Below are 2,393 nucleotides of genomic sequence, written 5' to 3' on the forward strand. Positions count from 1 at the left end.
ACCCTACGGGCGCGGGGCCGTAGGGTCCGCTGTGCGGACCCGGTTGGCTGACGGGCCGAGATTATGATCAAGGCCGCTTAACTGGAAAAGAGGCGGGGAATTGGGGCCGCGTTCCCTGACGTGCTGGTCTCTTGGAGCGGTGTCACGCGAACGAGGGCTTTTTGCGGCGGGACGCCGCTCCCACGGACCCAGGTCAGGTCGTGGCCTCCCCGAGTTCACCCCGCAACAGCAGCCCCTCCTTGGGCCCCAGGTCCAGGGTCAGGGTATCCCCGCCCAGGCCCCAGGGGCACTCGCCCAAAAGAACACCCAGGTTCATCGCGTGGCCGGGCAGCCCGGCCAGGGGGACGCGCACGCCGGCGCAGGGGGCGGTGCCGCGGTTGACGATCAGCATCACCACCTCGGGACCCAGACAGCGGGCGAAGGCGAAGAGGTCGCCGGCGGCGAGCAGGGTCTGATAGGCGCCGCGGCGCAGGGCCTGGTGCTCCCGGCGCAGGCCGGCGAGGGTCTGGACCCAGGCGCGCAGGGGGCGGTCCCAGTGGTCCTCGTCCCAGTCGAAGCAGGCGCGGTTGTAGGGGTCGTTGCGGCCGGTCATGCCGATCTCGTCGCCGTAGTAGATACAGGGGACCCCGGGGTAGGTGAAGAGCAGCAGGAGCGCCAGGCGCATCAGGAACCGGTCCTCGCCCAGCACCGTGAGGCAGCGGGCGGTGTCGTGGGAGCCCAGCAGGTTCAATTGACAGAGCTGGTTGGCGTAGGGGATGCGGGAGCGGGCGTCGGTGAGCCAGGTATCGAGTTCGGCGGCGTCCAGGGCGATGGGGTGATAATTCACATCCTGGCCGGCGAGGAAGGCACGCACCGGGAAGGAAAATCCGTAGTAGTTCATGGCGCCGTCTTCCTGGTCGCCCTGGAGCCAGCGGGTCGCCTCGCCGAAGTGCTCGCCCAGGATGTAGGCGCGCGGGCTCTCCTCCCGGGCGGCACGGCGCAGCAACCGGAGCACCCGGGCGTTGTTGCGGGCACCGGTACCCTCCCCCATCATGTGGGCCACGTCGATGCGCCAGCCGTCCACCGAATAGGGCGGGCGCAGCCAGCGGCGCACGATGGAGTCGACCCCATCGAGGAAGTAGTCGCGCACCGCGGGATGGCCGAAATCGAGCACCGGCAGGACCTTGGACCCCTGCCAACACTGGTAGCTCTCGGGGTCGGCGGGATCGCTGAAGACATAGGCACCGCGATAGGGCGCGGCGACGTCCTGGTAGGCCCCGGGCGCGGCATGGGTCCCCCAGCGGTTGAACCAGGGGTGGGTGTCGGAGGTGTGATTGAAGACCGCGTCCAGCACCAGCCGGATGCCCCGTCCGGTGGCGGCCACCCGCAGGTCCGCCAGGGCGTGATCGCCGCCCAGGTAGGGGTCGACGTGCTCGAAGTCCTCGGTATCGTATTTATGTACACTGGGTGAGGTGAAGATCGGGTTCAGGTAGAGGGCGGTGACGCCCAGGTCCTGGAGATAATCGAGCGACTGGCGCACGCCGATCAGGTCGCCGCCGTAGAATTCGCCATTCGGCCGCTTCGGGTCGATGGGCTCACCCCAGTCCTTGGCCCGGATCGGCCCGTCGTCGCGCGGCGCGTAGGCGCCGGACTGGGGGCTGACCGCCGGGTCGCCGTTGCGAAAGCGCTCCGGAAAGATCTGATAGAAGACCTGGTCCGGCACCCAGTCCGGCGTGGCGTCCGCCAGGTTGACCCGGAAGAAGCGCTCGCGCAGCGGCATCCGGGGGCTCGCGCCCGCCGCATCCAGCCACCACTGCCGGTCCGTCCACAGGACCTTGAAGGCGTAGACGGTGAGTGGTCCGGCCGGGTTGGGGATCAGGTCCGCGGCATAGACCCGGAAGCGCCCCTGCTGCGCGATCAGCTCCATGGGGATCAGACGCTCTTCATTGTCCGGCTCCAGCCGCAAGAAGACCCCGGTGGGAAGGTCGCCGGGAAGCGCGGCGGCCAGCCACAACTGGACCCGGCAGCGCCCGTCGCGCGACACGAAGAAGGGTGCGATCTGGTGATGCATCATGGCGGGTGCGGTCATGGGTCCCCCTGGATAGGTGGGTGGGTGGCAGTCAAGCATGAAGCCGGTCACTCGCAGCGCCGACCCCGTTATCGATTAACCTGATAAAGAGTATTTGGCCGCAAATAAGCGCAAATAAATCTGCTGGTTGGCATGGTCGCGGGCGTCACCCGGAAGGTGAACATGCAGTAAACGCTTCGCACCGTTGTCGTTGTCGTTGTCGTTGTCGTTGTCGTTGTCGTTGTCGTTGTCGTTGTCGTTGTCGAGATTATCGTAGCACCACGGGTACTCTCGCACCCAGATAGAATCGCATTTCCGATTCCGATTCCGATTCCGATTCCGATTA

General features: G+C 66.9%; 2 protein-coding genes. Both read right to left on the minus strand.

All coding sequences use genetic code 11. The features are described from left to right. Positions 1-193: 193 nt before the first annotated feature. On the minus strand, positions 194-2,068 hold the full coding sequence (gene malZ / locus QZY48_RS32750; RefSeq protein WP_295438690.1) for a maltodextrin glucosidase: 1,875 nt from the start codon (positions 2,066-2,068) through the stop codon (positions 194-196). A 68-nt stretch (positions 2,069-2,136) separates the two neighbouring features. Beyond that, positions 2,137-2,393: hypothetical protein (locus tag QZY48_RS32755; RefSeq protein WP_295438692.1), on the minus strand; the 257-nt coding region annotated here is incomplete at its 5' end.

Source organism: uncultured Thiodictyon sp. (genome assembly GCF_903828115.1).
In the GTDB taxonomy this organism is placed as follows: Bacteria; Pseudomonadota; Gammaproteobacteria; order Chromatiales; family Chromatiaceae; genus Thiodictyon.

Coding starts and splice junctions, on each gene's coding strand:
- malZ (WP_295438690.1), bottom strand. CDS start 2,068: ATGACCGCACCCGCCATGATGCATCACCAGATCGCACCCTTCTTCGTG.